At 41.9% G+C, this 3,097-nt stretch carries 3 protein-coding genes and 1 pseudogene; 2 read left to right on the top strand and 2 right to left on the bottom strand.

Annotated features, from left to right (window positions below):
• A pseudogene (locus ACTIE6_RS21670) lies at nt 1–189 on the top strand (recombinase family protein); the annotation flags it as partial.
• Here ACTIE6_RS21670 and ACTIE6_RS21665 read toward each other — a convergent pair.
• Nucleotides 190–1,374 carry a hypothetical protein gene (locus tag ACTIE6_RS21665; protein WP_439558617.1) on the bottom strand — a complete coding sequence of 395 codons (1,185 nt, stop codon included), beginning with the start codon at nt 1,372–1,374 and terminating at the stop codon, nt 190–192. It abuts the pseudogene before it with no gap.
• 116 nt (nt 1,375–1,490) lie between these two features.
• A complete protein-coding gene (locus ACTIE6_RS21660; RefSeq protein WP_138368434.1) occupies nt 1,491–1,754 on the bottom strand; it encodes a hypothetical protein in 264 nt (87 codons plus the stop codon).
• 284 nt (nt 1,755–2,038) lie between these two features.
• Between ACTIE6_RS21660 and ACTIE6_RS21655 the strand changes: the two genes are divergently transcribed.
• On the top strand, nt 2,039–2,689 hold the full coding sequence (locus ACTIE6_RS21655) for a recombinase family protein (RefSeq protein ID WP_138368433.1): 651 nt from the start codon (nt 2,039–2,041) through the stop codon (nt 2,687–2,689).
• Nucleotides 2,690–3,097: the final 408 nt, after the last annotated feature.

Genomic DNA, 3,097 nt, shown 5'->3' with positions numbered 1-3,097 from the left:
CTGATCAGCCAGCGGGTAAAAGCCGGCATGGCCAGGGCAAAAGCACAGGGGAAACGTATTTCACGGCCACCATTGCCTATCCAACAGCAACAGGAAATTTTTAAACTACAAAAACAAGGGCTTTCGATGAACAAGATTTCCAAGCAGCTCGGAATTGCTTACGGAACCGTGTATAATTATGTCGTATAATTATATCGGTAAACTAAAAACATAGTTCCTTAGCGTATGTTTTCGCCCATTTGTAAGAAAAACCTCTAGTAGCGAATACCAATCAAACCCCTTTTTTAAAGTACCGGCCACCAACTGCCAGTCTACAAACTCCGTATTGCCAGCCCGATTATTTTTGTCCTTGAACTGTCCGGGCTTTTTAGATAGTCGTGCTCGTAGCAATGTGGCGTGCCTGCTTCGCAACAGTTGTAAAAGTTCATTGGGTGAACTGGGAGTTATCGCCATTTCGTGCCGATCTGAAACGATTTGATAAGTGCCCAATATATCGTGAGAGTCTTCATCGCGTTCAGGCAACGGTGTTTCAGTCTGGATAATCTGCTGAGCTTCATTAACAGCAAATTCTGTCCCTTCGATATAGTTTGAGAAATAGCTTTCAAAAAAGCCAAAGTTTCTATAAGCTTTTAATGAGAAGTTTTTGTCAGGATAAGCCGGGAATGTTCGGCCGCTCAAAGCTGCATACAATATTTCGAATAATGTAATTCTTGTAGGGTCAAAAGGATCTCCTAATGACCGTGCTATGGCGATGGGGGAATGAAGACTTTTAGAATCACCCGTTGTCAAAAGCGTCCCTACCAAATTGTTAAGTTTAATAAATTCTTTTTCCATCCCCAAGGCTGGGGCCAAGCTTCTAGCATTGTCTCGTATAACATTGACAGCATCTTCCCCCCTGGATCTAATAATCAGGTCAAGCCTTTCCTCAATTTCTGAGATTGAAAGAGTTTTTGAAAGATCCTCTCTAGTTCGGGTTTCCTGCATATTTTCTAAAAATGCCCGTGCTTCCTGCGAAGCGTATAAATTTTCAAAAAATACATTGTCATTTTCCTGCCGGGGAGGGCCTTGCTGAAAGTGGATTGTAAGACCAGGTAACCGATTCTTACGTGTATAGGTATACGTCACAAATATATGCTCACCATTAGCTGGAACAAATTCCAATGCGCTACGATGACTTAGGATTACACCTGGAAATTGGTTGGATAGTATTCTGAACCAATTTCTTTTTATAATAACTTCGGGCTGCTCTTCTAGGTTTGACGTATAAATGCGAGGAGCTATTTTACGGATAACTCCCTTTTTCTCCAAAGCGCTGATTTTGGCAGATTCTGTCTTGTTTGAAGACCCAAAAAGTACTTCCTGTAATCTTATCATCGGAATTCTTTCTATTAATTGCGCAATATAAAGCTCCTACTTGGAAATTTTTCTATTAAGCAAGATATTCAATAGAAATTTTTCTATTAGTGTACGGTGGACTTAAATGATTTTGGTTATGGTCCAGAACTTGCGTTGCCAAACCACTTTTTCCCTATCATTATTAATACTCTGCCGATTGCTACACTTTCTATATGTGGTGCAAGGTATTTCGCAATTAAAATAGCTGCTACAACAACTGCTAATATTACGAATACAGCAAAAAGAAGGAATATCCTGAAATCCTTCCGGTGAATACGGCTAGCTTTTAGGGAAGGGTTACGTAAATTGACTTCTATATTCTCAATTATTTCTGAACTTACCAATCTCTCTGGTTCCATGACTTCTTAGTTTAAACTTCTGAGATGAAATTACTGCCGGCCTGTTTTAATCCGTAGGACAGGCAATGCGCACCCATTGACCGAACCAGCAAGCAAAGTAGTCGTAGGGTATGCTAAGTATTTTCGACAATGCGAACAACCACGATTCAAAGCTCAGAAGACACATTCAAAGACTTTTAGGAAAGTTGCACACCCCCGTGGGTAAATTCTTGAATTGTTTTGTCCACATACATACGTCCGTATACATGTGGACAAAATGCCAATAAATCACTACTTTTAACCGTATGAAAAGAGCCGTTGCCTATTTTCGAGTATCAACAGATCGCCAGGGAAAGAGTGGCTTGGGCCTGGAAGCGCAGCATGAAGCAGTGCACCTGTTCGCACAACATCAAGGCTACCAAGTCACAGCAGAATTTACTGAAATCGAGAGCGGGAAGAAGAATGAGCGGCCAGAGTTAATGGCTGCCTTATCGTTGTGCAAAAAAGAGAAAGCGATGCTGATCATTGCGAAGTTGGACCGACTGGGCCGGAATGTGGCTTTCATTGCCAACTTAATGGAGAGCAAGGTTGAGTTTCTGGCAGTCGATAACCCACATGCAAATCCCTTAATGATACATTTACTAGCAGCATTTGCTGAGCATGAGCGGAAGCAGATTAGTACTCGGACGAAAGAGGCATTGCAGGCTGCGAAGCGCCGCGGTGTGCAGTTGGGTAAACACGGCCGGGAAATCGAGAGCAAAAAGAATTCGAAAGCGGCTGATCAGTTTGCGGAAACGATGCAGCCGATCATTAACAAATTGAAGACAGAGGGTTTTATAACCGTTCGAGGAATCTCCGACGAGTTGAACCGGCGAGGTGTTGAGACGTTTCGAAACGATGGTGAGCAATGGCACCGAACCACAGTGCATCGCTTGCTTAAACGTCTTCATATTTGAAACATTAGCTGTATCACAAAGTCAGCCAACGGCGTGAACTACCAAATTCACTTCGAAACTGTAAACTTTTTTTAGGACGCTACATAAATATGAGACGTTGATTTGTGAGATGACAATTTGAGAAGTTTTCAATTTTTCAGAGTGCAAAATGCTCTTCACAAGATAAGTTTCCCCTACCCCATTATGGTTTAGATCTGTCGCTCCGATCGGACGTTTTAAGCGACTACATTATAAATCGAATTATTAGTTAATATGGACTCAATTGGAAAACTGGTATTTCAATGAGAGAATTCCCTGGAAATAGCCGATAAATGGATCTGATTGAGCAGATCCTGCGCCAGGTTGGTAATTACGGTCCCTTCTCCCCAGATAATTGTTCTCTCGAAGAACAAACGATTTTTGGACCCC

This window comes from Dyadobacter sp., from assembly GCF_051859145.1.
In the GTDB taxonomy this organism is placed as follows: Bacteria; Bacteroidota; Bacteroidia; order Cytophagales; family Spirosomataceae; genus Dyadobacter.
This window is presented reverse-complemented; position numbering and strand designations above follow the sequence as displayed.

Coding starts and splice junctions, on each gene's coding strand:
- ACTIE6_RS21655 (WP_138368433.1), top strand. CDS start 2,039: ATGAAAAGAGCCGTTGCCTATTTTCGAGTATCAACAGATCGCCAGGGA.
- ACTIE6_RS21665 (WP_439558617.1), bottom strand. CDS start 1,374: ATGATAAGATTACAGGAAGTACTTTTTGGGTCTTCAAACAAGACAGAA.
- ACTIE6_RS21660 (WP_138368434.1), bottom strand. CDS start 1,754: ATGGAACCAGAGAGATTGGTAAGTTCAGAAATAATTGAGAATATAGAA.